The organism is Vibrio gallaecicus (assembly GCF_024347495.1).
Lineage (GTDB): Bacteria > Pseudomonadota > Gammaproteobacteria > Enterobacterales > Vibrionaceae > Vibrio > Vibrio gallaecicus.
In genome coordinates this window covers 2,529,629-2,555,745 of record NZ_AP025490.1, presented here as the reverse complement: position 1 = coordinate 2,555,745, position 26,117 = coordinate 2,529,629, and the positions used below count along the sequence as shown (strand labels likewise).

Annotated in this window: 24 protein-coding genes; 10 read left to right on the top strand and 14 right to left on the bottom strand. The window is 41.3% G+C overall.

Annotated features, from left to right (window positions below):
- Positions 1-132 precede the first annotated feature (132 nt).
- The 5 genes from xni to queF form a co-directional block, all read right to left on the bottom strand.
- Positions 133-906 (bottom strand): flap endonuclease Xni, encoded by a 774-nt coding sequence (gene xni / locus OCU78_RS11015; RefSeq protein WP_137373621.1) that lies wholly within the window; start codon positions 904-906, stop codon positions 133-135.
- Positions 907-1,147: 241 nt separating this feature from the next.
- The gene (gene ppnN, locus OCU78_RS11010; RefSeq protein WP_137373522.1) at positions 1,148-2,503 is read right to left on the bottom strand and encodes a nucleotide 5'-monophosphate nucleosidase PpnN; all 1,356 of its coding nucleotides are present in this window, start codon (positions 2,501-2,503) and stop codon (positions 1,148-1,150) included.
- Positions 2,504-2,808: 305 nt separating this feature from the next.
- On the bottom strand, positions 2,809-4,374 hold the full coding sequence (locus tag OCU78_RS11005) for a GGDEF domain-containing protein (RefSeq protein ID WP_137373523.1): 1,566 nt from the start codon (positions 4,372-4,374) through the stop codon (positions 2,809-2,811).
- Between the two features lie 118 nt (positions 4,375-4,492).
- On the bottom strand, positions 4,493-6,751 hold the full coding sequence (locus OCU78_RS11000; RefSeq protein ID WP_137373524.1) for a tetratricopeptide repeat protein: 2,259 nt from the start codon (positions 6,749-6,751) through the stop codon (positions 4,493-4,495).
- Positions 6,752-6,789: 38 nt separating this feature from the next.
- Entirely contained in the window at positions 6,790-7,635 is an 846-nt protein-coding gene (gene queF / locus OCU78_RS10995) for an NADPH-dependent 7-cyano-7-deazaguanine reductase QueF (protein WP_137373525.1), read from the bottom strand.
- Between the two features lie 131 nt (positions 7,636-7,766).
- Between queF and syd the strand changes: the two genes are divergently transcribed.
- From syd to lamB, 3 genes are all read left to right on the top strand, one after another.
- Positions 7,767-8,312: a SecY-interacting protein gene (syd, locus tag OCU78_RS10990; RefSeq protein ID WP_137373526.1), complete on the top strand. Its 546-nt coding sequence runs from the start codon at positions 7,767-7,769 to the stop codon at positions 8,310-8,312.
- 4 nt (positions 8,313-8,316) lie between these two features.
- Positions 8,317-9,093, top strand: a complete 777-nt coding sequence (locus tag OCU78_RS10985) for a Zn-ribbon-containing protein (RefSeq protein WP_137373527.1) — start codon at positions 8,317-8,319, stop codon at positions 9,091-9,093.
- A 355-nt stretch (positions 9,094-9,448) separates the two neighbouring features.
- The gene (gene lamB, locus OCU78_RS10980) at positions 9,449-10,654 is read left to right on the top strand and encodes a maltoporin LamB (RefSeq protein ID WP_137373528.1); all 1,206 of its coding nucleotides are present in this window, start codon (positions 9,449-9,451) and stop codon (positions 10,652-10,654) included.
- Positions 10,655-10,869: 215 nt separating this feature from the next.
- Here the strand turns inward: lamB and OCU78_RS10975 are convergent, their stop codons facing one another.
- The 3 genes from OCU78_RS10975 to metN form a co-directional block, all read right to left on the bottom strand.
- Entirely contained in the window at positions 10,870-11,679 is an 810-nt protein-coding gene (locus OCU78_RS10975; protein WP_137373529.1) for a MetQ/NlpA family lipoprotein, read from the bottom strand.
- 115 nt (positions 11,680-11,794) lie between these two features.
- Positions 11,795-12,478 carry a methionine ABC transporter permease gene (locus OCU78_RS10970; RefSeq protein ID WP_137373530.1) on the bottom strand — a complete coding sequence of 228 codons (684 nt, stop codon included), beginning with the start codon at positions 12,476-12,478 and terminating at the stop codon, positions 11,795-11,797.
- A complete protein-coding gene (gene metN / locus OCU78_RS10965; protein ID WP_137373531.1) occupies positions 12,468-13,502 on the bottom strand; it encodes a methionine ABC transporter ATP-binding protein MetN in 1,035 nt (344 codons plus the stop codon). The genes OCU78_RS10970 and metN overlap by 11 nt, the downstream gene beginning before the upstream one ends.
- 215 nt (positions 13,503-13,717) lie before the next feature.
- On the opposite strand from metN, the gene gmhB reads away from it, so the two are divergent.
- The 5 genes from gmhB to treC all read left to right on the top strand — a co-directional run bounded on the left by gmhB (position 13,718) and on the right by treC (position 19,224).
- Entirely contained in the window at positions 13,718-14,269 is a 552-nt protein-coding gene (gene gmhB, locus OCU78_RS10960; RefSeq protein ID WP_137373532.1) for a D-glycero-beta-D-manno-heptose 1,7-bisphosphate 7-phosphatase, read from the top strand.
- Positions 14,270-14,314: 45 nt separating this feature from the next.
- The gene (locus OCU78_RS10955; protein ID WP_137373533.1) at positions 14,315-14,659 is read left to right on the top strand and encodes an MliC family protein; all 345 of its coding nucleotides are present in this window, start codon (positions 14,315-14,317) and stop codon (positions 14,657-14,659) included.
- A gap of 103 nt (positions 14,660-14,762) precedes the next feature.
- Entirely contained in the window at positions 14,763-15,707 is a 945-nt protein-coding gene (gene treR / locus OCU78_RS10950) for a trehalose operon repressor TreR (protein WP_137373534.1), read from the top strand.
- Between the two features lie 208 nt (positions 15,708-15,915).
- The gene (treB, locus tag OCU78_RS10945) at positions 15,916-17,343 is read left to right on the top strand and encodes a PTS trehalose transporter subunit IIBC (RefSeq protein ID WP_137373535.1); all 1,428 of its coding nucleotides are present in this window, start codon (positions 15,916-15,918) and stop codon (positions 17,341-17,343) included.
- A 198-nt stretch (positions 17,344-17,541) separates the two neighbouring features.
- Positions 17,542-19,224 carry an alpha,alpha-phosphotrehalase gene (gene treC, locus OCU78_RS10940; protein ID WP_137373536.1) on the top strand — a complete coding sequence of 561 codons (1,683 nt, stop codon included), beginning with the start codon at positions 17,542-17,544 and terminating at the stop codon, positions 19,222-19,224.
- Positions 19,225-19,371: 147 nt separating this feature from the next.
- Here treC and OCU78_RS10935 read toward each other — a convergent pair whose 3' ends face one another.
- Positions 19,372-19,974, bottom strand: a complete 603-nt coding sequence (locus tag OCU78_RS10935; protein ID WP_137373537.1) for a YitT family protein — start codon at positions 19,972-19,974, stop codon at positions 19,372-19,374.
- Positions 19,975-20,321: 347 nt separating this feature from the next.
- On the opposite strand from OCU78_RS10935, the gene glyA reads away from it, so the two are divergent.
- Complete coding sequence (gene glyA / locus OCU78_RS10930) at positions 20,322-21,572, top strand: serine hydroxymethyltransferase (protein ID WP_137373538.1); 1,251 nt, start codon at positions 20,322-20,324, stop codon at positions 21,570-21,572.
- Positions 21,573-21,758: 186 nt separating this feature from the next.
- On the opposite strand, the gene OCU78_RS10925 is transcribed toward glyA, so the two are convergent.
- The 5 genes from OCU78_RS10925 to tsaA all read right to left on the bottom strand — a co-directional run bounded on the left by OCU78_RS10925 (position 21,759) and on the right by tsaA (position 25,744).
- The gene (locus tag OCU78_RS10925) at positions 21,759-21,950 is read right to left on the bottom strand and encodes a DUF4250 domain-containing protein (RefSeq protein WP_137373539.1); all 192 of its coding nucleotides are present in this window, start codon (positions 21,948-21,950) and stop codon (positions 21,759-21,761) included.
- Between the two features lie 2 nt (positions 21,951-21,952).
- Entirely contained in the window at positions 21,953-22,156 is a 204-nt protein-coding gene (locus OCU78_RS10920; RefSeq protein WP_137373540.1) for a YaeP family protein, read from the bottom strand.
- A gap of 126 nt (positions 22,157-22,282) precedes the next feature.
- A complete protein-coding gene (locus tag OCU78_RS10915; RefSeq protein ID WP_137373541.1) occupies positions 22,283-22,984 on the bottom strand; it encodes a tellurite resistance TerB family protein in 702 nt (233 codons plus the stop codon).
- 247 nt (positions 22,985-23,231) lie between these two features.
- Complete coding sequence (locus OCU78_RS10910; RefSeq protein WP_137373542.1) at positions 23,232-24,947, bottom strand: proline--tRNA ligase; 1,716 nt, start codon at positions 24,945-24,947, stop codon at positions 23,232-23,234.
- A gap of 101 nt (positions 24,948-25,048) precedes the next feature.
- Positions 25,049-25,744 (bottom strand): tRNA (N6-threonylcarbamoyladenosine(37)-N6)-methyltransferase TrmO, encoded by a 696-nt coding sequence (tsaA, locus tag OCU78_RS10905; protein WP_137373543.1) that lies wholly within the window; start codon positions 25,742-25,744, stop codon positions 25,049-25,051.
- Positions 25,745-25,865: 121 nt separating this feature from the next.
- On the opposite strand from tsaA, the gene OCU78_RS10900 reads away from it, so the two are divergent.
- A complete protein-coding gene (locus OCU78_RS10900; protein ID WP_137373544.1) occupies positions 25,866-26,117 on the top strand; it encodes a type B 50S ribosomal protein L31 in 252 nt (83 codons plus the stop codon).

Below are 26,117 nucleotides of genomic sequence, written 5' to 3'. Positions count from 1 at the left end.
GACGGTGGTTGAAAGTTAATCAATACTAGGTAAGGTATTGATTCAACAATGCAAAGTTTTGTGAATGCAACGGAGAACACAACAGGTTTCATTAACATTTAAACTGGCTGATTTCCGTTTTTCTTGTCTTCGTTACTGAGGTTCGTTATAGCGGAGATCTTGCAGGTTAAAGCCTAATTCTATATCGGTTTTCAGAGCTGAGATCTTTTTGCATACACGTGCAGATTCAATGTGCTCATCAAACTTCTTACGGTATTTCTTAGGTAAGTCATCGGCTTGATAGGCTTCTTCAATGTCGTTATAGGCAGTTAGAATTTCTTTTGCTGCTTTTGGACCCACGCCGGGGATGCCAGGCACTTGGCTAGAGCTGACTCCAGTTAGCCCCCAATAGTCAGATAATTGTTCAGGTTTAACACCAAACTCACTTTCAATGAATGGTTTATCTAACCAGCGATGCTGGAAGTAATCGCGAATTTGCAGAGTAGGAGAGAGTAATTGGCAGTAACCCTTATCTGTAGAAATAATGGTCACAGTTTCACCGTGGTCAGCGACTTTTTTTGCGAGTGTTGCGACCAAGTCGTCAGCTTCATCACCATCGGAAAGTAATGAGTCAATTCCTAGTTCCCACCAAGCTTGTTGAATGGCATCTAACCCTTCCATTAAAGGTGTTGGCATGGGTTTACGGTTTTGTTTATAAGTCGGTAGCAGCTCGGCTCGCCAGCCACGATCTTGTAGGTGATGGTCAAAAACAGCAATGATATGCGTAGGTTGAGATTCCGATAAAATTCTAGATAGTGTGCGATTGGTAGTCGTAATAGTTCTTGCGATATCGGCTGGATCCGGCTGAGCAGAGTGTACGCGTCGGATGAGGTTTAAAGCATCGATAATAACAAGGTGGATAGACATACGTTTCCAGTAAAGGTAATAAATAAGGGGCTTATCAATTCGCCCCTTATAGTAACGCATCGTTTAGTCAGTTGAAATGTCAGTGACGTGTGTGTGGCTTTTTATCCATTGCCATTCTGGTTTTACTTATACCATTTAGACAAAAATCTTTCGGCTCAATCACCAATCTGGTTAATTACCTCTTGGTTTAATAACCTTTCACCCAATAACCTTTGGGTTCAAAACTTTTAGTTTCAAAAAACTAAGCAATTTTATAGCAAGGCACATAGTCGCTACCGCCAGGCAGTTTCATTCGATGCTGATCTACAAAGTCATTAAGCAGTTTGTCCATTTTTGTCATCAGTGCTTTATCGCCATCTATGATGAATGGACCATGTTGTTCGATTTCTAAAATACCTTCTGCTTTTACATTACCAGCGACAATACCAGAGAATGCTTTACGTAAATTCGCCGCCAGATCTTCCGCTTTTTGATCCATATGTAGGTCGAGCGCAGCCATAGACTCATGAGTTGGATCAAATGGCATCTGGAATTCAGGTTCAATATGTAAAGACCAGTTGTAGCTATAAGCATCACCTGTCTCTTTACGGTGAGAGCGTACATTTGGCATCGCTTGCTTCATGATTTTTGCGGCGCGTGCAGGGTCATCAATGACAATCTCGTAATGTTTCTGAGCTTCTTCACCTAAGGTTTCTGCAATGAATTTGTCAATCGAACGGAAGTAAGCTTCGCTTTCTTTTGATCCCGTTAATACGATTGGCATTGGTTGATCGGCATTTTTCGGATGCATCATGATCCCAAGGATATAAAGTAGCTCTTCTGCAGTACCTGGTCCTCCTGGGAAAATCACAATGCCATGAGCCATACGTACAAAAGCTTCAAGACGTTTTTCGATGTCTGGCATGATCACCAGCTCATTAACAATAGGGTTAGGCGGCTCAGCAGCAATAATTGAAGGTTCAGTTAGCCCTAAGTATCTATGTTGAGTATAGCGCTGTTTGGCATGCCCAATTGCCGCCCCTTTCATTGGTCCTTCCATTGCTCCAGGACCACAGCCTGTGCATATGTTGAGCTCCCGGAGCCCCATTTCATTGCCAACTTCGCGAGTATATTGGTACTCGGTTGCATTAATTGAGTGACCACCCCAACAGACTACAAGGTTGGGTTCAATACCTGGAGTTAGAGCTCTAGCATTTCTTAAAATACCAAAGACTAAGTTGGTGATATGTGTAGCGTTGGTAGGGTTTAACCTTTGGTTATCTGCAAGGTGCATATTTACATACACAATATCTCGAAGTACTGAGAATAGGTGCTCTTGGATACCTTTAATGATCTCACCATCAACAAATGCGTGCTCTGGTGGATTGCTGAGTTCAAGCTTTATTCCACGCTCTCGTCGAACTACTTCTACATCAAATGATTGATATTTATCGAGTAACTCTTTGGAGTTGTCAGTATGGCTGCCTGAATTAAGCACTGCGAGAGTACAGTTACGATACAGTTGGTAAAGGTCACTGGATGCAGTTTTTTTAAGACGCTCAACTTCAAGTTGAGAAAGCAAATCCATGCTGCCTGCTGGGCTGATATGAGTAATCATAATGCCTCCTAATAAAATCTGAATCAGGCCATAGTGTTTGTGACGGGCGCTAATTCATATGATGAGAAAGCAAAGCATTGGAACGCTTTTAGAGGAATGTAGAAAACGGAAAACAATTAATTATGATTAAATCAAAAGAATCAGTTTGCTTTGCCTTCAAAGAAAATGACATGTCTGCATGAAGCTATGCATTACATTTAGATTTGCCTGTTAAGCAAATGTTAACCATTAGCTTAGCAAAGATTTGAGGGTTTGTTATGTGATAAGTATTTGAATTATTGAAGGTAAATTAATAAGCCAATAAATTAGTGCCAAACCAACTGGTTAGTACCGCGCTTTTTCGCTTTATTTAATGTCTTATTCATTCGTTCTAATACTTCTTCAGGAGTATCGGATTCTTTGAATTGGGTACTAGCAGCACACAGTGTGATCGTAATTTGCTGGTCGCGGAACTTAAATGGTAAGCGGCTTACCTGAGCTTGAATATTTTGAATGAGCTGGTGGCAATATTCATCACTTTGTTCCGGCAACAGTAAAACAAACTCCTCACCAGAGAAACGAGCAACCGTGTCGGTATCACCTGCTTCTTTTGTGATAGTACGAGCGATAATTTTTAGTGCTTTATCGCCAGCGGTGTAACCGAAACTATCATTGATCGCTTTGAAGTTATCAATGTCTAAAAGCACGACTCGTAGCGAGTGCTGAGAGCGGATCCAACGACGATACTCTAACTCTAAACGATCCGTCAGAGCTGTACGGTTATAGACCTTAGTTAGAGGGTCAAGCAGCATTCGCTTAGCTTGATCTTCTAAACGACGACGATAATCTTGGGTCACTTCGTAAAGTGTACCAAGTTGATTTTTGCCGTAATTCATTCGTTCGATCAGAATTTGTTCCCTTTCTTCTGCGTGATTTAATCTTTCAGATAATGAAGCGAGCTCACTGAGTAGAGGGTTAATCGAGGTTTTTAGTGTGTCGAGATCTTTTGAGTTATCAACAGAGGCTTGGCTTTTTACGACTAACTCACCGAGCTCATTATTCAGATTCTGGCGGTGCTCGAAATAGCTTTGGCTTTGGTCTGCATTTTGGTCTGCGGTTTTGATACTTGAAGATAGGGAAGCGTTGAGTTGTTCAATGAACTGTTCAGATGTTTTACGTTCTAGGTTTGTCCCTTCAATGACGAGCTTTAGGACTTGTAGAGTTAATTCAAATAAATTTTGGGTGGATACGCCAAGTAAAAGCTTTGCTCTAATATCTATCAAAACATCACCAGACTCGCCTTCAAAATCAAGTTCAGTAATTAAGTGCTGGAGTTCGTCAGCGAGTGCGGAAAGTAATTCTTGTTCCGGAGAATTATCTGAGTCGGCAAAGTTAGCTTTAGAATTGGTGGCCATAATCTTAATGGCACGTTCATAGATACCCAGCAACTTCATTGCGTGGTCAACCTTCTGGCTGCCATTGCTCTCTGAAAAGCTCAGTAAATTGCGTAGGTCTCGCTTTAATTGAGCGGGTAGCCCAGTTATGCGCTGAAGTGTTTCACCGCTGTGTTTTATGCTTTCGTCTAGATATCCGGTCTGTTTTTCCATAGCCAACGTTTTTTGCTTGAGCATCCTTTCTATGACTGCAAGACGAGGGATCATTGAGCTGATATCTTTTTGTTTTTCTAGCTCTTCCCTAAGTGCCGTCAGGTTTTCATCAAGGTGCTGGTTATTGCCAATGCAAGCACCACTTAAAGATGCAACTATGCGCTTAAGAACTTTTTGTTCTCGTTTAAATTTGAACGATGTATCTCGTTGTGTCAAACGCACCTGTTCTAACTGAGATTTCAGTAGGTGAAGTTGAGCTTGAATGTCTTGTTCGAGCATACCCATAAATTAATAAACTATTACCGCATAGATCAATTACGATCTTTATAATGAAATCAGAATTCATTGATAATAACAAAACTAAAAATAAGGTCACTGATTCAGGTCATCAACCGCTTGCTAATTAGTCATCTTTTAGCATTTTTTTGATGCTGTCCTCATTCTTATAAGAGGACTGAACCTTTATTAGCCCTTGATTTATTGCGTGTTTACAAGCTTCTCTTATGTTACCAGTTGCAAGGCTTGCTGCTGGTGCACTGTCGATTGCCTTCAGATATACCCACTGACTACTGCGCTCCTTAAGGCTAATCTCACGAGCAATGTTGGTCGACATGAGTAGAACATCTAGCAACTCCTGGTCATTGATAGCTGTGTATGCGCGAGGCAAGAATGGATAGTCGGCAATACCGACTCTAATATTTCTATTAATATTGCGCTCAGGTTCAAATTCAACAATCCATGATTGGACTTTTCTGAACATACTTTCTGGTGAAGTATTTCGCTCACTATTAGGTTCGATATAGAGTAAGTTCGCATCTGAAAAGTGATAAATACGAGCGGGTCCTTCTAGCTTGCTCTTCAAAAATGCGCCAAAAGCTTCTTCTAACTCTAACCCTGCTTTGTAACCATTTTGAGTGTACATATTGCGCAGGAAAGGCAAGTCAATCATCACAAAGCGGAGCCGGTCATTGAGTGGTTCATGAATGAGCTCACCAAGCTGCCATTGTTCAAATGTCTGACTTGTTTGTAGCAATGAATTCGAGAGCTTTGCATTCAGCATTCTTAGGTTACTCATCTTAGACCGAGAGTGCGTGAAGAGATCTTCTCGTAATGAATCAATTTCTCTAGCTTGATTTTGAATGATATATCCACGTCGCAATACAAAGAAAAATAAAATGATGCTAAATAAGAAGAGCGCAAAAGAGATTTTTTGGAATTTACGATGCTCTAATTTATATCGCTTGAGCTCAAGTTCTTGTCCTGAATAATGAAGTGTCTGCTCCGCAAACTCTTTTTGCTGACGGAATGCGTCTTCACTTACGCGGTTGAGCGTTTGCTGCTTTAAAGCCACAAGAGCATTGTATTGTTTTAAGTAACTCAATGCTTGTTGGGGCTGACCGGCTTGCTCATAACCAAGAGATAACAAAAAGTAAGATCGTTTAGATAAAACGGTGTTGTCTGATGCAAGTGCAATATCCAGCGCTCTGCTAGCATTCTCAATTACAGCACTGCTTTCTTGTAGGTGATACGCTAAACCTGCGGATAGTAAAGCAGCTTTTGCCTCTAAATGTGGTGCGTCGGTGTATTCGAGTAAGTCGAGAGCGCGTGATAAGTATTGTTCCGCTAGTGGGTAATTATACAAGCGTAAATAAGTAGCAGCTAAACTGATGCGAATATCTATAACTTGTGAGATATCTCGGTCCGTACTTTCATGGTCTAACACGTTAAAAAAGTGAACGAGGGCTAGGTTATATTTACCTTGGAAGTAATACACATCACCCATTTGCTTTAGTACATTTGCAAGAATCGGGGATTTTTCAAAATTATCATAAAAATCAGCAGCTTGAGATAGGTGTTCGAGTGCTTTATCCAGAACTTGTCTTTCAAAAAACAGTTGAGCAAGTAGACGGTTTACTTTAGCCAGTCTTGAGCTTAAATTCCCTTCTACAGACTTCCAGTACCCGTATAAAAGCTCAGATAAAGCGTGGTTATATTGCTGATGCTTTAGGTAAAACTCACCAATAGAAATATGGTAATCAATGGTGACTTTTTCGGAATAACGCTGATCTAAATACGATTTAGCTTGTTTAAAGTAACTTTCAGCATCATCCACTCTATTTTCAAAAGAAGCGACTTCAGCTCGGAGCATGGTTAATCGATAAGTAATACCATCGGTTAGGCGTAAAGTTTGGCTTGCCGACTCCAATTCACTTTCAATCGTGTCTAGCGTTTGGTTTGCTTTTAATGAATTTTGATCATTTTTCCAAATCAATCTTGCCTTGAGTATTTGAACATCTAAGTAAACATAAGGAAGATGATGTGTTTCTGTTAACTTCTCTGCATCATTTAAGTACTGAATAGCAGCACGGGTATTGCCTAGGTTGAATTCTGCCTGCGCGAGAATTCGGTAAGCATCAATACTGCCATTTGGCGTTCGTAAAGAAGAGTCCGTTTCTTCTCTTGATATCGCTGAGGGGCTCTTCTCACTTTGATCAGACAAAGTGCGATGATTTAGGTAATTGCTAGCAATGAGCCGAGCTCGCTTAGGCTCTATTTCTATAAGATTGTTCGCTTCATTCAGCAATGCTGAAGAGTACACAGAGGCGGTTGCCGCTGAGCTTAAACTGACAAACAATAAACCAATTACATAAAACCAACGCATTTTAAGATCCCTGAATAATAATGTGATTAAGCCAAACGCTATTGGCGAGCCATGCGCATGTTATGGTTTGGTTTATCTTGCTCACTTGAGCGATATGGGTTGATGTCTAACCCACCACGACGAGTATAGCGAGCGTAAACGGTCAACTTACTTGGTTGGCAGTACTTCATGATGTCTGTAAAAATACGTTCAACACATTGTTCGTGGAACTCATTATGCTCACGGAAAGACACCAAATAACGAAGCAGGGCTTCACGGTCAATTTGTTTTCCTGAATAAGCAATCTCAACACTTCCCCAATCTGGTTGGTTGGTTATTAGACAGTTCGATTTTAATAAGTGGCTATGCAGTGTTTCTTCTACTTCTTGTTCACTTGCCGCCCCCTCTAAAAGAGAAGCTTCAAATTCATAACTTGAAATTTCAATGTCTTGATCATCAATACATGAACCTCCCATCGTTACAATTGGCTGATCCGTATATTCAGAAACAGAATGAATATTAACATCAACCGCTTCACCAGCACATCGTGATAGGTCTTGAATCAAGCGCGCTTGCACATCACTCCAAGACTTGAAACGAGTTTGGTTGTAGCTGTTCAGATAAAGCTTGAATGATTTTGACTCGATCAAATTTTGACTAGTTGCCGGAATATAAACATCACCAACCGCGACTTGAGGTAACCCTTTGTCGTTTAACCAAGAAAGTTCATACATTGTCCATAAATCATGCCCTTTGAAAGGCAGTTCATTACCAAGATTTAGGTCATCACGGTTTAGGCTACGCGGAACTGGTTGCAAGAGGCTCGCATCGTATTGGTTTGAGTACTCGGTTTTTTGCCCTAAGGTTAAACCCGCTAGCTCTTTTGCATCAGAATATTTGCTCATACTTTCGCTTCAAATTCGATTAGAATGGTGCCAATTTTACTGAATCCCCTTAACTGTGTCATTAAGTCATCGCTTAGTCGATGCAGAAAGGTGAGAGATTCCAATTTAATATTATGCGTTAGGAGATTTTCATGGCTCAATGTGCCCAAGATGCACTGTTTTCTTTTAGTCAACGTTATGTTGATGCATGGCAGCAGCATCACCAGAGCTTACCTCGTAATGAAGAACTTATGGATTTAGTGTCACCTTGTGTTGAAAGCAAAACTGAAGACGCAGTGCTATGGAAAAGCTACCCACGTGAGCAACATGCTGATTTTACTAATGTCGAGAATGGCATTGAATTAACACTGCATGAAGATATTAAAACTTTCTATGGGGTGCAATATAGCGCCGATATGAATGCGACTTTCGATGGTAATGAATTAACCTTGCTTCAAATTTGGAGTGATGAGGATTTTGATTGCCTACAAGAGAATATTCTTGGTCACCTGGTGACTCAGCGCCGTTTAAAATTAAAACCAACGGTATTTATTGCTGCAACTGATGCTGAACTCGATGTTATCTCTATCTGTAATTTAACTGGCAATGTTGTGCTTGAACGTTTGGGTACCAGTAACCGTGATGTATTGGCAGAGACTCTTGCAGAATTTTTAGAAAAACTTGTTCCAGCGGTATAAATCCATGTACGTATTAGAATTACAATTTGAATGTTTTGATAACACAACAGTAAGCGCCGTTGATAAAGCCGTAAATGGATTAATGGATGCATTTCGTTACAACGGTCAAGTTCTCGGTCGTGAATTTCCTATTGTGATGGGAGATGGTGAGTTTTTTGTTCGTGTTGTTTGCCCGGATGAAGACAGCCTTCACCCTAAATATCATTCTGATTTCGTAAAGGTGTGTTTAGGGCGTTTGTCTGAAGCAAGCTTGTTAGCACCTAAAATGAGAATGTTGGGTCGAGATTTAAACTCTGAAGAAGTAGCTGAAGAGGAAGCACCAAGCTGGCAAGTTCTTTACACCACATTTGTTCACACATGCTCACCATTGCGTAGCGGTGAAAGTTTGTTGCCGATCCCTTTATACCGTAACCCACCAACTTTTAACGGTGACCACAAAGCGGTGTTGAAATGGCAAACGGAATGGCAAGCCTGTGACGAAGTCCAAATGGGAGGCGGATGCCGCGCTGAACATGCGACACTAACCGAAATAAGTGACGCAACAAGTGTGTTATTTAAACGAGGCTGGGGACTGCGCGGGCGTATTGAGTTTCTGACTAAGATTCCAACCTACTATTACTTATATCGTGTTGGTGGTGTGAGTTTGAAAGCCGAAAAAGAGCGTAAGTGCCCTAAATGCGATGGTGAATGGTTACTTGATGAGCCTTTGCATGACATTTTCTATTTTAAATGTGATGACTGCCGTTTAGTGTCTAATATCTCTTGGGATCATCTAAAATAACCCCTTTAATAATTAGCTCTGTATCATTACTTTTGGTGCCGAGTGAACAGGCTAAATCTGATAGAAGTCTGATTTAGCCTGAATATCTTCTTTCTACCTCTCTTCTTGATTCATCTTGTTTTTGGTGATGTAAACATGTCGCTTCTATGCTTTTCGTGTTTCTTTTTTGCTTTAACTATTCATCAAATTAATCCAACTTCGCTCAACTTTATTTCATTTCTATAGTTAGCTTGATCACAGTAATTAATCGACTCTCTTTCAATTTATAATTTTCAGAATATAAATGGGATCGATCCCATGGGAATGTTCCCATTTGTAAATAATAAGCTGAACGAAGATCTGAAAGGAATAGACGATGAAACTTTTACCAATTGCTGCTGCGCTATCAACTGCGTTACTGACACCAAATTTATTTGCAGGTGAGACCACACCTCTGGAATTTAATGGCTACATGAGGGGCGGTGTAGGACTAAGTAATGAAGGAGGTTCCAACAGCAAGTGGGAAGTGAATAAAGTCGGGCGCTTAGGAAATGAAAATGATCTTTACGGTGAATTTGGATTTAAGAAAGAGCTGTACTCTGAAGATGATGTTTCGTTTCTTGTCGACTCTATGCTGGCTTACTGGCAAGGACAAGATGACAATGCCGCAGATAAGAGCGTAGATGTAGTTCAACTCAACATTCAAGCGGTTGGTTTATTTGAAGATAAAGACGTCGCGATGTGGGCGGGTGAGCGTTATTACCAACGTCACGATGTGCATATCATTGATAACTACTACTGGGATGTGAGTGGCATTGGTGGTGGTGTCGAACACATTAAAATGGGACCAGGTAAATTATCGGTGGCTTTGATTCAAGATACCGTTACTGGTGATATTGACGATGGGAAAGAAACGACCGCTATGATCGCTGATGTTCGTTACGCAGGTATTCAGTTGTGGGATAAAGCGGATCTCGAGCTCGGCGTTGACATGAACTTCGCCAATGAAAAACAAGGTCAATCGGTTGATGCTGATGACAGCGTTTTATTCACTGCGAGTTTAAATCAGGGCTTTTCTACCGGTTTCAATAAGACCATTGTTCAAGTGGCAAACTCTGGTTATGCGGAACAAATGGCGACATTCGGAACAGGTAAAGGCATTGTTCGTGATGCTGGAAATAATAATGCAGAAGGGTTTCGTATTATTAACTGGGGCGTAGTTTCTATCGGTGACAATATCGAATTTGGACACACAGTTCGTTATGCCTCTGCGTCTGATGTTGGCAGTAACAACAGTGATGATGAATCTTTCAGCGCCGTTATTCGTCCTTTATACAAGTGGGATGAAAGAATGCGTACGGTTGTAGAGATCGGTGGCTTTGTTGAAAACATTAATAATAAAGATGGTGCAGGGAGCAAATTTACTCTTGCTCAAGCTTGGGTTCCCCAAGTCGGTTTTTGGTCTCGCCCTGAATTTCGAATCTTTGCAACGTACTTAAATGATTCAGAAAACGAAAACACATTCGGTGAAGGTAAAAGCAGCGAAGTCAGTGTAGGCATGCAAGTAGAGGCTTGGTGGTAAGCTTGTTCAAGACTGTCAGAATACAATTGATGAGCTTATTCATCCGTTAATAGGATAGCGCTTTAAATAGCAAAGAGGCTGACAAAAAATGTCAGCCTCTTTAATTTAGTTGCTAGTTGCTAGTTGCTAGTTGCTAGTTGCTAGTTGCTATTGGTTAGTAAGGCAGTAATTAATTACTAATTATTTCCAATAATAACTATTATCAACCTGAGCGATTACCAACCTTTAACTACGCCACCTTGGAAGATTTCTGAAGCTGCGTTGTACACTTCTTCAGTTTGGTATGCTTTAACGAAGTTTTGTACGTTTTCAGCATTTAGGTTGTCTTCACGAGCAACGATAAGGTTAACGTATGGAGACTCTTTGTCTTCAACGAAGATACCATCGCGTTGTGGTGTTAGGTTAATAGAACTTGCGTAAGTTGTGTTGATGATAGAAAGCGCTACATCGTCAAGTGAACGAGGAAGTTGTGCAGCATCAAGCTCAACAATAGTGATGTTCTTTGGGTTACCAACGATGTCACGAACTGTTGCTAGAAGACCAGCGCCGTCACGAAGTTCAATTAGACCTTGTTGTTCTAGAAGAAGTAGAGAACGGCCAAGGTTTGTTGGGTCGTTTGGTACTGCGATGCGAGCATCATTTTGAATCTCAGATACTGATTTTACTTGCTTAGAGTAACCCGCAATTGGGTAAACAAAAGTGTTACCAGCGACAGCTAGCTTGTAACCACGGTCAGCCACTTGTTGATCTAGGTAAGGAACGTGTTGAAATGCGTTGATGTCGATAGAACCATCATCCAGAGCTGCGTTTGGTGTTACGTAATCAGTAAAAGTTACAAGCTCAACGTCAAGACCATATTGCTCTTTTGCTACTTTAGCTGCCACTTCAGCTACTTGAGCTTCAGCTCCAGCCATTACACCTACTTTTACTTTCGTAACATCAACTTCTTTCTCACCACAACCAGCAAGAACAAGTGCAGAGGCAGCAGCTGCGATAGTCAGTAAACCTTTAAGACTAAATTTCATAATAATTTCCTTTTAGTATATCTATTTAATTATTTGTTCCAGAGTGCACCTAATAACTGTGAGCAAAATGCATTCTGTGATTAATTTTTTATTTGTTTAAGTACGATTTGTATAGCTATCTGTGGTCTACTCGTCGAACAATGCTGTCACCAATAGACTGAATGATTTGAACTAACACAATCAGCATGACGACTGTGACTGCCATGATAGTTACGTCATATCGGTGGAAACCGTATCGAATCGCAACGTCACCTAAACCACCACCACCAACAGTACCTGCCATTGCAGAGTAGCTTACTAGCGTCACTAGAGTGATAGTTACAGAGTTCACAATAGTAGGTAGAGCTTCAGGAAGCAGTACCTTGTTGATAATTTGAGTTGGAGTTGCCCCCATTGATTGAGCTGCTTCAACTAACCCTGTTGGTACTTCAAGCAATGCACTTTCAATTAAACGAGCAACAAATGGAATAGCGCCAATCGTTAAAGGCACGATAGCTGCTGTGGTACCTATGAAAGTGCCGATCAGCATTTTCGTTAATGGAATAATCGCCACCATTAGTACTAAGAAAGGTACAGAGCGGCCTATGTTGACAATCGCACCGAGAATCTTGTTGAGTTTAGTATTCTCAAGTAGCCCACCTTTTTTAGTCGTGTGCAGAATCACACCAAGAGGAATACCCACAGCAAAGCCAACAATGCCAGCAACTGCTACCATGTAGAGTGTTTCCCAAGTAGCACCTAGAAGTAGGTTGCCGTTCAGGCTTATCCAATCTGTAATTTCACTGACATTAAAGGACATAACCTAGCACCTCTACTTTTACATTGTGTTCGCGTAAGAATTCAATTGCTGCATTATCGTTTTCTTCATTACCAAATAGCTCAGCGACCATCATGCCGAATTTCACGCCACCTGCGTAATCAAGGTCAGAACTTAATATGCTTACATCGATATTAAATTTACGTGCAATTTGCGTCATTAAAGGGGCATCAACGGTTGCGCCAGTAAACTCAAGACGTACAAGAGGGTAGCTACCGTCTACACGAGCCTGCTGCAAACGTGCTTGGTAGTCTTCAGGAATGGTTAAATCTAATGTTGAACGAATGAACTGATGCGCTAATTCTGTTTTAGGGTGAGCAAAAATTTCACCTACCGTGCCTTTCTCAACCAATTCACCACCACCAATGATAGCGACTTCATGACAGATGCTTTTCACAACATCCATTTCATGGGTAATCAGTAAGATGGTGATATCTAGTTTACGGTTAATCTCACGCAGTAGCTCAAGAATTGATTGTGTCGTTGCTGGGTCTAAAGCACTGGTTGCTTCATCGCACAGTAGAACTTTAGGGTCAGAGGCAAGGGCACGAGCAATCGCGACTCTTTGTTTCTGACCGCCGCTCAAATTAGCTGGGTAAGTATCGCGTTTGTCAGCAAGCCCTACCAGATTCAGTAATTCATTAACTTTAGTTTCAATCTTTTCTTTATTTGTGCCAGAAAGCTCTAAAGGTAGCGCGATATTTTCAAACACTGTACGTGATGAAAGTAAATTAAAGTGCTGAAAGATCATACCGATATTACGGCGAGCTTCGCTGAGTTCAGATTTACTGAGTTTTGTTAGATCTACACCATCAACAATCACTTCGCCTGTTGTCGGTGCTTCTAACATATTAACACAGCGAATCAGCGTGCTTTTCCCTGCACCTGAAGAGCCGATCACCCCAAAGATTTGACCTTGAGGAATATGTAGGTTGATGTCTATTAAGGCATTGATTTCCTTAGTGCCTTGATAGAAAGTCTTGTTTACTTGATTAACTGTAATCATAAAAAACCTGTGCAGGGAAAACAGAATAAAATGTTGATAATTAGTTCGATTTACAGACGATGCTATGGTGTTATGTGATCTAAGTCAATAGATATTTTTACGTCTAGACGTCTAAACGTAAATGGCTGAGTCACCGTTCATTTAAATAGATAGTGATGAAGCAAATAAAGCGTGTAATAATTAATGATTATAGAGAGTCTATTGAGAACTGAATTTTGTCTAAACCTGCCGTTTTTTTAGATCGTGATGGTGTGATTAATGTGGATCACGGTTACGTACATGATGAACATGACTTTGAATACATTGATGGTGTATTTGAAGCAGCTAAAGCCTTTAAAGATATGGGCTATTTATTGGTTCTAGTGACAAACCAATCGGGTATTGCTCGTGGCATGTTCAGTGAAGACCGTTTTATTTCTTTAACCCAGTGGATGGATTGGAACTTTGAAGATAACGGTGTTGAACTTGATGGTATTTACTATTGTCCTCATCACGCCGAACATGGTGTAGGTGAATATAAGCAAGATTGTGAATGCCGTAAGCCTAAGCCTGGTATGTTTATTTCAGCTCGTGATTTTCTAAAAATCGACATGGCTAACTCAGTGATGATCGGAGATAAAGCAGAAGACATGATGGCCGCTGAAGCTGCAGGTGTGGGTACTAAGGTGTTAGTGCGTACAGGTAAACCTGTTACTGAGAAAGGCGAATCGCTTGCGAGCGTTGTACTCGACAGTATTGCTGACGTTCCGCACTATCTTAAAGGCTAAATCAGTTAATCGACTTAACGCTAATAATATCTTTTGGAGCATTAAATGAAGAAGACATGGTCTATTCCTGTTTTAATCATTGTTACGGCTTTAGTGGGCTGTAGTCAGTCTGCAGTAGTAAAAGATGATACTTCTAGTCAGTTTATGACGTATCAGTGTGAATCTAATCGCTCATTTGACGTGGCGTTTCCTGAACATGAAAAAGCGGTGTTACGCTTACCTGATCATGAATATCGTCTTACGCAAGTTGCAGCTGGATCTGGAACTAAGTACATTTTGGATGATGGTACTGCCGAAATACTGAATAGCGTGGCGCTTCATACTAAAGGTGACAATGCTCGTCTTGAGCTAGGTCGAGTTATCTATAAAAACTGCTACTTATCGAACTAATATAAACCGTGCATTGTTAGTCAATGTACGGTTTAATTTTATGAGTTAAGCGGGATTACCTTCATTATTTCATACTCTTTTTTCACTAAATATTAGACTTTTTATGCGCAAAAACCTCACCATTCTTGATATCGCAAAACTCTCCGGTGTTGGAAAATCAACAGTTTCACGAGTTCTGACCAATGACCCTAAAGTAAAGCCAGCAACACGAGAAAAAGTGGAGAGAGTTATTGCGGAATCTGGGTACATTCCTTCTAAGTCGGCTCAGTCTATGCGTGGCGGAAGCCAAAAAGTCATTGGTGTCATTATTTCTCGTTTGGATTCTCCTTCAGAAAATAAAGCCGTAAGCACCATGCTCAATAAGCTTTATGGTTCTGGATATGACGTAGTGATCATGGAGAGCCAATTCGACCGTGATAAAACCAATGAACACCTTCAAGTTTTAAAGAGAAGGAATGTTGATGGCGTTATCGTATTTGGGTTCACAGAGTGTGATATTGCTGAGATAGAGTTATGGCAACATCGCGCAGTAGTGATTGCGCTAGATACTGAAAACGTCACTTCAATTAATTATGATAACCAAGGTGTTATTGATAACGCACTGGATCATCTTACCCAGAAAAACTTATCAAATATTGCATTTATTGGTGTTGACCCAAGTGATAAATCGACTGGTGAGATGCGCCTAAAGGCCTATTTAGATTGGTGTGAGCGAACTCAGTCTACTCCCAATTATCAAACTGGGCAGCTGCATCATGAGAGTGCATACCAGCTGGTGGATCGTGTCATACAACCTGAAACCCAAGCCATAGTATGCGCCAGTGACACACTTGCGTTAGGCGTAATCAAACGCTTACAAGAATTACAACGTGAAGATATTGCAGTAACAGGGGTCGGTGGTAATGATCTCTTATCTTTCCTATTTCCAAATGTCCATAGCATTGATCCTGGTTATCAAAGCGCAGGTGAATTGGCGGCTAACTTATTGATCTCCCAGCTTTCTGGTCGAGAAGTGATCACTCACCATACTCAAGTTCCTATCATCTAGTACCTCAAAAACAAACCTTTAATCCAAAAGTCATTTAAAATTAGAGTGTGATCTCTTTCAATTATTGGGACTGTTCCCATTTTAATTCTATCAATGTTTGGGCAGTATACTTGCAAGTGGGTGGGAATGTTCCCATTCGTGCTTTTGCAAATCCGGATTGCATGATATCTGGGTAAAGAGATGATCCAAGAACCAGGGTGGGGAAAGTATGAGTAAGATTGCGAAGCAAGACATCACGCGTCTTATCGAGCAAATCGGTGGAAGTGATAATATTGCGAGTGTAAGTCACTGTTTGACACGATTACGCTTTGTATTAAACGATACTGAAAAAGCGAATACAGTAGAATTAGAAAAGCTCAAAATAGTGAAGGGCTGCTTTACGAATGCTGGTCAGTTTCAAGTTGTTATTGGTACAGAAGTTGATGACGTTTATAAGCTGCTTATTGAGCAAACAGGTAAGCAATCTTCCTCAAAAGATGAATCAAAACTTGCAGCTCGTCAGAACATGAACTTTCTAGAGCGTGGTATTTCCCATTTAGCTGAAATTTTTGTACCTCTGCTCCCTGCCATTATTACTGGTGGTCTGATCCTTGGTTTCCGTAATGTGATTGGCGACATTCGCATGTTTGATGGAAAAACCTTAGTTGAAATCAGTCAATTTTGGGCAACGGTTCATTCTTTCTTGTGGTTAATTGGCGAAGCAATCTTCTTCTTCTTACCTGTTGGCGTGTGTTGGGCAACGGTGAAAAAGCTAGGAGGGACACCAATTTTAGGTATCACGTTAGGTGTTACTTTGGTTTCTCCTCAATTAATGAATGCTTACATGATAGGTAAATCGGTACCTGAAGTGTGGGATTTTGGCTTCTTTGTCATTGAAAAGGTCGGTTACCAAGCACAAGTTATCCCTGCAATGTTAGCTGGTGTGGCGTTGGCATTTATTGAAACAAATCTAAAGCGTATTGTACCTGCTTACTTGTACTTGGTCGTGGTTCCATTCGTATCCATTATTCTATCGGTTATTCTGGCTCACGCTTTCATTGGACCATTTGGTCGTGTTCTTGGTGATGGGGTTGCGTTCGCGGCTAAAGCTGCAATGACGGGTGATTTCGCGATTCTAGGTTCGGTAATCTTTGGCTTCTTGTATGCACCTCTGGTTATTACAGGGATTCACCACACCACGAATGCAGTTGATCTTCAATTAATGCAGGAACTTGGCGGAACTCCAATTTGGCCATTAATCGCATTATCTAATATCGCACAAGCATCGGCTGTCGTTGGCATCATTATTCTAAGTAAGCGTGAAGGTGAAAGAGACATCTCAGTACCTGCGGCGATTTCTGCTTACTTAGGTGTAACAGAACCTGCAATGTACGGTATTAACTTGAAGTATAAATTCCCAATGCTGAGTGCAATGATTGGTAGTGCAGCCGCAGCGGCGATTTGCGGCAGTGCAGGCGTGATGGCAAATGGCATCGGAGTAGGTGGCTTACCAGGTATCCTATCGATTCAACCTCAATATTGGTCTATTTACCTAGTTGCAATGTTAGTTGCCATTGTTCTACCTGCAATGCTTACGCTGTTTTTCTATAAGCGTGCACAGTCTAAAGGTGAACTTGAAATGGCAAGCGCTAGCTAATACTACCCATTAATTAAAACATGGCATCCACTATGTTTAGTGGGTGCTTACCTTTCTTCCTCTCTACTAAACTAATGATTTTTAAATTAACTAATTGTGGTTTGGAGTGAAGGGCAAGTAGTAGAGATTTTTGGAGTAGCAATGTTCGTTCCTCCACATTTTGTTTTGTAAGTTTTGAACTGGTAAGAGTAAGTAGAGATGACGATTAATAAGAAAGATAAGTTGTGGTGGAAAACAGCAACCATCTATCAAATTTACCCAAAAAGCTTTTGTGATAGTGGCGCTCAAGGTTCTGGTGATATTAAAGGCATTATCTCTAAGTTAGATTATTTGAAAACCTTAGGGATAGACGCGATTTGGCTAACGCCTGTTTATGAATCACCAATGATTGATAATGGTTACGATATTTCCGATTATTATGAGATCAACCCAGAGTTTGGAACCATGGCTGATTTTGATGAACTGCTTGCTGCTGCTCATCAACGCGGTATCCGAATTGTAATGGATATCGTGGTTAACCATACTTCCACAGCGCATGCTTGGTTTCAGTCTGCGCTCGGCGATAAAAACAGTCCATATCGAGATTACTATATTTGGAAAGACCCTATCTACGGGCAAGCACCAACGAATTGGCAATCAAAATTTGGTGGTAATGCTTGGGAATTGGATGAAGCTACAGGTCAATACTACCTGCACTTATTTGCTAAAGAGCAAGCGGACTTAAACTGGGAGAATCCTAAAGTCCGTGAAGAAGTGAAAGGGATTATCAGTTATTGGGCTGAAAAAGGCGTGGATGGTTTCCGTTTAGATGTGATCAACCTTATTTCTAAACAGCAAGACTTCCCTAATGATGAAATTGGAGATGGTCGCCGATTCTATACAGATGGTCCACGTGTGCATGAATACTTACAAGAAATAAGTGAAGCGGTATTTCAGCAATATGGCAGTGTAACCGTGGGTGAAATGTCATCAACCACACTTGAACACTGTCAGCAATATTCAAACGTAGATAACAGTGAACTGTCTATGGTGTTTAACTTTCATCATTTAAAAGTGGATTACACCAATGGTGAAAAGTGGACGAATGCCCCGTTCGATTTCTTACAATTAAAATCCATTTTTAACCATTGGCAGACTGGCTTGAACGGCAAAGGGTGGGGTGCTTTATTTTGGTGTAACCATGACCAACCGAGAATTGTTAGCCGGTTAGGTGATGATAAAAACTATCGAGTTGAGTCAGCCAAAATGCTTGCGGCGTCCGTACATATGATGCAAGGCACACCTTATATTTATCAAGGTGAAGAGATTGGAATGACGAATCCTGGCTACACTGACATTGAGCAATACCGAGATGTAGAAAGCACCAATATGTATCAGCTAATGGTTGAGGAGCAAGGTGTATCTCATCAGGATATGATGGATGTATTGGCTCAAAAGTCTCGTGATAATTCGCGTACACCAATGCAGTGGAATAGCGCAATGAACGCAGGGTTCTCAGAAGGAAAGCCTTGGTTAGATGTTGCTAAAAACTATGTGGATATCAATGCTGAAAAAGCACTGCAAGATAAGGACTCAGTTTTTTACTTCTACAAGCGATTAATTGAGCTGAGAAAAGAGGTAGCAGTGATTACCCAAGGTGATTACACCGATTTATTGCCCGAGCATGAACGTGTGTTTGCTTACCAGCGTAAGACTGAAACACAGACCTTAGTGAGCATTAGTAACTACTATGGTGAAACGAGTGAGGTTGAGCTGCCAAATGAGCTTGAATTGGATAAAGCACAATTGTTGTTGGGGAATTACCCTGATGAGCAGTCACACATTCCTTCAAGTACGGTGACCTTGCGCCCGTATGAAACAAAAATTCTCTTGATAGAGTAATACTTGTTCCCCTATACGAGTAAAAGCTTTGAGTCTGAACTCTATGTCAGGCTCAAAGCTTTCATATTTATAGTTTTCTTTAACTGGTAGATCGTGAGTTTTTAGACAGTTAGCTTCCAGTATCCCGCTTTACGATAAAATAAGCGATTAAGACCCGTAGTTAACAGAGTAACGCGTAGGCTTATGGTTCATGGCTAGTACTACATTCAATGCAACGGTGCCGATGATTGAAACCATTATGATCCATGGTGATACAAAGAAGAAAGAAGCAAACAATATACAAGCGTCTATCCCCATTTGAGTCTTGCCAACCGAGATGCCATATTTATCTTGGATGAATAAGCATAAAACGTTGAAGCCACCCAAGCTTGAACGGTGTCTAAATAGGATTAACATTCCTAACCCCATTAATAAACCACCCGCAACAGCACAATAAATTTCATTAAACGTATCGAGTGATATCATCAAATAGAGGTTATCTGCGAAAACGGAAACCAAAGCACCAGATATTGCACTGTTGATCGCGAACCTGCGCCCAAATCGTTTCCATGCTAAAAGATAGAAAGGGCTATTTGCGATAAAGTACAGGACACCAAATGTCACAGGCAGAAACTGGCTAAGTAAAAGAGCTAAACCTGTTGTACCACCAGTCAGTAGGTGAGCCGATTGTAGAAAGAAGACACCTTGGGCGACTAAGAAAGTCCCCGTTAAAATTGCCATCCAGTCTTCTTTTTTTGAGTGTTTTTCCATCAATTTCATAATTATCTAGCCAGTAAGGGCGAGCATAGTAGAGAAAAACTTATCATTTCGGTAGCTAGAGGCATAAAATTAAGGTAAATGTATGTAATCTGCGTTTTACAGGGTGTAAAGCGTAAAATTGACAGTAAGGTAAATTATCGATGCGACTCGTCGCACAAGTATGATGAGGCTTACATGTCATTATGAAAAAACTGCATGATAAAATTGCAATTAGCTCTTTATGACCTAGATCAAATTATGTAGAATGCGTCGCATTGAAACGGTGACGAAAACGTTTGCTTTCGGTCGTTATGTGGTTTTTTTGAAACTTTCAGTACAATCTGAGTCAGGAGATACAGATGCTTAAGCGTGACATGAACATTGCTGATTACGATGCGGATCTATTCGCAGCTATCCAAGAAGAGACTCTTCGTCAGGAAGAGCACATCGAACTTATCGCTTCAGAAAACTACACAAGTCCACGTGTAATGGAAGCTCAAGGTTCTCAGCTTACTAACAAGTACGCTGAAGGTTACCCTGGTAAGCGCTACTACGGTGGTTGTGAGTACGTAGATAAAGTTGAAACTTTAGCAATTGAACGTGCATGTGAACTATTTGGTGCAGAGTACGCGAACGTACAGCCTCACTCAGGTTCTCAAGCAAACAATGCGGTATACATGGCGCTTCTAAACGCTGGTGATACTGTTCTTGGTATGAGCCTTGCTCACGGTGGTCACCTGACTCACGGTTCTCCAGTAAACTTCTCTGGCAAGCTTTACAACATCATTCCTTACGGTATCGATGAAGCTGGTCAAATTGATTACGAAGAAATGGAAGCGTTAGCAGTAGAACATCAGCCTAAGATGATCATTGGTGGCTTCTCTGCTTACTCTCAAGTTTGTGATTGGGCGCGCATGCGTGAAATCGCTGATAAAGTAGGTGCTTACTTCTTTGTAGATATGGCTCACGTTGCGGGTCTTATCGCTGCTGGTGTTTACCCTAACCCAGTACCACATGCGCACGTTGTTACTACTACTACGCACAAAACGCTTGCGGGTCCTCGTGGCGGTCTAATTCTTTCTTGCGAAGGCGAAGACCTTTACAAGAAGCTGAACTCCGCGGTATTCCCTGGCGGTCAAGGTGGTCCTCTAATGCACGTTATCGCTGGTAAAGCAGTAGCGTTCAAAGAAGCTCTAGAGCCAGAATTCAAAGAATACCAAGCGCGCGTTGTTGCTAACGCAAAAGCAATGGTTGCTGAATTCCTAGCACGTGGCTACAACATCGTTTCTGGTTCTACTGAAAACCACCTGTTCCTTGTTGACCTAATCGACAAAGACATCACGGGTAAAGAAGCGGATGCTGCACTAGGTTCAGCTAACATTACAGTGAACAAGAACTCAGTACCAAACGATCCACGTAGCCCATTCGTTACTTCTGGTATCCGTGTTGGTTCTCCTTCTATTACTCGTCGTGGTTTCTCTGAAGCTGACGCGAAAGCTCTTGCTGGTTGGATGTGTGACATCCTAGATAACATGGGCGATGAATCTGTTATCGAAGCAACTAAAGCTAAAGTACTAGAAATCTGTAAGCGTCTACCTGTTTACGCTTAATTTTTCTTAGTAGTGATTTGAAAGGCTCCTTCTGGAGCCTTTTTTGTATCTGGAGTTTGGTAAATGTGGCGAGAATACATGAGCCGTAGTTTGCTACAGTGAGAGGTGATTAAGGAAGTTAAAGTCAGCAGAAACAAAAAGACCAACACTAGGTTGGTCTTTTGGAAGAATATCGTTTTCAAATTATTATCTGAATTGTTTTGCTTCTTCTATAAATTCAAAACCTGCAGAGGCAAGTTTTGCAATAAGTGCATCTTTGTCTATTTCGTAGAAATTCACTACGCGGTCTAAATCCCCTGCGAAATCGTCACGTAATTTCATGTTGACGATGCTCATGAGCATGACAGGATCCATCTTTTGATAGTTCGCTAGGTTCATGCTTAGTCCTCGAAATCTGAGATAAGTAGATTTGCCGCAGCAAATGCAGCGCTGTCTCGTGTTTCTTTAGGGAGAGATTCATCTGCAGCAATATCGTTAAGTGTCTTTACTGCGCAAGTGATCGCTTTAGGGATGTAACCTTGATCACCACTACCAATCTGAGAATACAGCTCACGAACTAAATCACAACAATCGTATACTTTCATCTTTATACCTAACCAAATGATAACTGCTCTCAATATACACATAGAGAAAAGCAAAAACAAAGCTGTTCTGATTAAGATCAGGATTAGTTTGTTCTTGCTCAATGTCTCATTTTGTATAGCGTTAAATTAACCAGATATCTGCTGTTGAAGTTGTTCTGTGACTTCATTTGAAAGCTGTAATTGTTTAGCCAACTCTTTGAGATAAGCTTTTTCCATAAAGTTCTGCTCATCAGCAACAATTAGTGAGGCTAAGTAAATTTCGCTGGCTTGTTGAGGTGAGGTAGCCAGTTGAGCTATCTCGCTTGGGTCTAGTGGCTTGTGAAGTTCTTCCGAGACTAGGCGAGTCAGTTGGTAATCGGCACCCATGCTTTCGACAGCTTGTTCTATTTTTGCCATCTCTTCTTCATCAACATGACCATCAGCTTTTGAAGCTGCGATCATAGAGCGCAAAATCAACACGCTATGGTTAGCATCATTTTCATCAAATTGAGCTTGCTGAGGTTCGACAGGTTGACCTTGTTTTGATTGATGGTCGTTATAGACCTTGTAAGCAAGCGCGCCTAAAGCCGCAACACTGCCCACACCTATGGCTTTTTTCCCCATCTTCTTAGTTTTCTTAGAGCCCATAAGCATTCCTAAGACACCACCACCTACAGCTCCTGCACCTAATGCGCTTAAGGTACTGGTGTTACCTGATTTACTTGAAAGAGGACTACTATTTGATAGAGAACTATTACTGAGTTTAGAGGAGCCTTGAGATAGCTTCTGTGCTCCCTGTTTAACTAAATCAGATTTAAGAGCTTGATTCAGTAGACTTTTGATATCCATAGATATCCTCCAACGTAATTATCTAAATGAGTGATGCGATCCAAATTAATAAGATCAATATACGGATTTAAAGATGAACAGGGGATTAACTTACGTTATTTATTTTAGCTTGTGCATGAGAGATGTAGGATTTGGGAAATAGTCGATATAAAAGGGTGGGTTTAAAAGGAAAGTATAAAAAAGGCCACCAAATGGCAGCCTTTTAAATCAAAAACTCTTTACTTAATGTGTAAGCAAGTACTTAAACTTAAGCAAGTTGAGCTTTAAGGTGTTCGATAACAGTGTCCATTGCGATAGCTTCTTTATCACCTGAACGACGGTTTTTGTATTCGAAGTTACCTTCGTCCATGCTGCGGTCACCGATAACGATAGTGTGAGGAATACCCACTAGCTCGATATCTTTAAACATAACACCTGGGCGCTCTTTACGGTCATCAAATAAAACTTCGATGCCCATAGCCGTTAATTCAGCGTATAGCTTCTCAGCGGCTTCTTTAACGCGTTCAGACTTGTGCATGTTCATTGGAACGATAGCTACTTGGAAAGGAGCTAGCGCTTCTGGCCAAATGATGCCGAATTTATCGTGGTTTTGCTCGATAGCTGATGCAACAACACGTGAAACACCGATACCGTAACAACCCATTTCTAGCGTAGTCGCCTTACCGTCAGGACCAAGAACATTACAGTTCATCGCTTTAGAGTAAGTGTTACCTAGCTGGAAGATGTGACCAACTTCGATACCGCGTTTAAGTTGAATAGTGCCTTGACCACATGGGCTAAGATCGCCTTCAACAACGTTACGTAGGTCTTCAACTTGAGCAAGCTCAACGTCACGACCCCAGTTGATACCGAAGTAGTGCTTACCGTCTACGTTTGCGCCAGCGCCGAAGTCGCTCATTACAGCAACAGAGCGGTCAACGATGAATGGTAGCTCTAGACCAACAGGACCTAGTGAACCAGGACCTGCACCAACAAGAGTACGGATTACAGCTTCATCAGCCATCTCTAGTGGAGAAGCAACCTGTGGGAGGTTTTCTGCTTTCACTTCGTTAAGTTCGTGATCACCACGGATGATAAGTGCGATGATGTCTGCTTCAACATCGTCAGATGCTTTAACGAATAGAGTCTTAACAGTCTTCTCGATTGCTAGACCGTGCTGCTCTACAAGTTCTGCGATTGTTTTTGCGTTTGGCGTATCAACCAGTTCCATCTCTTGAGTTGGCGCTGCCGCTTCAGTTGTAGGAGCTAGTGCTTCTGCTTTCTCGATGTTCGCTGCGTAATCAGATTCAGAAGAGAATGCGATTAGATCTTCGCCGCTTTCAGCAAGAACGTGGAATTCTTGAGAACCGCTACCGCCGATTGCACCAGAGTCTGCCAATACTGGACGGTACTCAAGACCCATGCGGTCGAATGCTTTACAGTAAGCATCGTGCATCGCTTGGTAAGACTTTTCTAAGCCTTCTTTGTCGATATCAAAGCTGTACGCATCCATCATAGAGAATTCACGTGCACGCATTACGCCAAAACGAGGGCGACGCTCATCACGGAATTTAGTTTGAATTTGGTACAGGTTTAGAGGTAGCTGCTTGTAAGAGCTGATCTCGTTACGTACTAGGCTCGTCACAACTTCTTCTGCTGTTGGGCTAAGAACGAATGGACGAGAGTGACGGTCTGTGAAACGAAGTAGCTCAGGACCCATCTTTTCAGAACGACCAGTCTCTTCCCAAAGCTCAAACGGTTGAACAACGGGCATCAAGATTTCAACGGCACCTGCATTATCGATCTCTTGGCGAACGATATTTTCGACTTTACGCAGAACACGTAGACCGGTAGGTAGCCAAGTATATAAACCTGAAGCTAGCTTACGGATCATACCTGCACGTAGCATCAGCTGGTGGCTGATAACTTCTGCGTCGTTTGGAGTCTCTTTCACAGTAGAAAGAAGATAGTTACTGGTACGCATTTTATGGTATCCGTTTCATCATTGATAAAAGAAAACTTACTGTAGCCCTTTGCTACAATAAATCTGATTTAGCCGCATATAATATCAGCCTATTTCGAATCTCAAAAGCGCTCAATGTCAGTAACATTGATGAAAAACGCCTCAACAACGAATTTCACGTTAAGATCGAACAAATTTACTGCATATTCTTTATTGTCGGGCTTTCCCTTCTTATAAGCAGGTCGTGGGTCTTGTGCCAATACTTCTTTGATTACTTGCATAATATGGCGGGCGCTTGGGTGAGATTGCAGCTTATTAAGTGCGCATTCTGAAAAGTTGACATCTAAAGTCACTGGCTCATCAGCAGCAAACCCTCCTTGTGCATTTGGGATAGAATCCGAGTAGGGGATATAAGGTTTTATATCGATGATCGGAGTCCCATCAACAAGATCGGCGCTACCCAGATCAAGCCAAGTTTGGTTCCCTTTCTGTGTTATTCCCTTCAACTCCACTGCTGACATACCAATAGCGTTAGGTCGAAAAGTTGCACGAGATGCAAATACACCTATTCGTTCATTTCCTCCTAATCTGGGCGGTCGAACAGTAGGCTTCCAACCAGCTGCAATATTTTTATCAAACAAAAATAGTAACCATAGATGGCTGAATTGTTCTATACCGCGAACGGCTTCTGGTGAATTACTGTCTCCGATTAGCTCGACTCTGGAGTGCGCGCTGGGCGTTAATCTAGGCTGTCTAGGAACTGCAAATTTCTCTTTAAATGGGCTCTGAATATAGCCTATAGGTTCAATTGAATGCATCGGAAAGGCGCTGTTTTACGAGAAAGAATGCAAAGGTAGCACATTTTATCCCTTTACTTTTAATTGATAATGGTTATCATTTGGTATGTTATAACATTTCAAATTAAGCGTAGAGGAAATTATGAAAGAAGGAATTCACCCAGACTACCGCCCTGTTGTATTTCATGACACGAGTGTAGATGAGTATTTTGTTGTTGGTTCAACTCTTAAAACTGACAGAACCATCGAATGGAAAGATGGGAAAACGTACCCTTATTGCACCTTAGACGTGTCTTCTGAATCTCACCCTTTCTACACTGGTAAGCAACGAGTTGTAAGCCAAGAAGGGCGAATTGCTAACTTTAAACGTAGATTTGGAAAGATCGTTAAATAA